Genomic DNA, 1,014 nt, shown 5'->3' on the forward strand with positions numbered 1-1,014 from the left:
TTGTGACCGATATTCCTGAAATTCCTAACGAGACAATGAAGCAGCTTAAATTACTCGGTGACAAGCCTGCGATTGGCCTTCGTATCGTTGCGGTTGATATGGCGACACAAACCCCAGTATGGGCTGGTGGAGTAGTCGGGAATCTTATGCAGGAACGATCGGATGAAGAGGCTCAGAAGCGATTGGAATACGTCGTTGATGGTTTGTTCAGTGACTTTATACAGCCTGCTTCAGAGTATTAACGGTTGTCGAGAAGTAAAGGGCTTCAATCGCTTTATCGTATTGAAGCCCCGGTATTTATTTAATCGGATATACGTATTTCAGCCAGCCCAGCATTCAGAGCAAAATCCTTCGAATGGCTGATACGTGCATTTAGTAATCTTCATAATTTAGGGCGACGGCCTGTCCTTGAATGCCAAGAGGCAGGTTATAGTCATTAAGATCTTCTTCAAATTCTATAATTCCGATAGCAAAACCAGGTTGCGCTATTCTGTTTGTCGCTATGAGTGCGCCTCCTGCTTGGAATTCACCTTCTGCCATCGCTGGTTGTAAATCCACAAGCTTGCCTTCAAATACATGACCAGACACTGCATCTAATATTACTTCAGCCTCTAAGCCAACTTTCATGCGTAGGAGTGAGTTTTGCCAAAATCTGGCAGCGATACGTCTTTTTTCTGTAGGTATGAAAGACATTGCTGGGCGCAAGGGTAGTGCTGCTGCAAATGTGCCCCGGCGAATGCCTACTTGTACTGGAGTGCCATCTGACGGTGCTCTAATGATTGTACGGTCCAAGTCAAGTTGTGCACGGTTTCTAGCTTCAATGAGCTGTGCAACAATTGTATTCTCGCCGGCTATTATCGACTCTGCAATCAGTTCTTGGCGCTTCTCATCAGCTTGCGCTGGGTGATATGCCGCTTTTGCTTCTTCAAATAATTTCTTTCGGTTATCGACTTGTTGTGAAAAAGGGGATGCGGAGCCTGTCGATTCGTGGCCTGTTTTGAAGCGCAAGTAGGT

1 protein-coding gene and 1 pseudogene are annotated in these 1,014 nt (G+C 45.8%); one reads left to right on the plus strand and one right to left on the minus strand.

Going from position 1 to position 1,014, the window contains the following annotated elements; translation table 11 throughout:
- A partial coding sequence (locus tag A3739_RS29125) for a hypothetical protein (protein ID WP_197471933.1) occupies positions 1-242 on the plus strand: 242 nt, incomplete at its 5' end.
- A gap of 130 nt (positions 243-372) precedes the next feature.
- Here A3739_RS29125 and A3739_RS29130 read toward each other — a convergent pair.
- A pseudogene (locus A3739_RS29130) lies at positions 373-1,014 on the minus strand (hypothetical protein); the annotation flags it as partial.

It is taken from the genome of Oleiphilus sp. HI0067 (assembly GCF_001635735.1).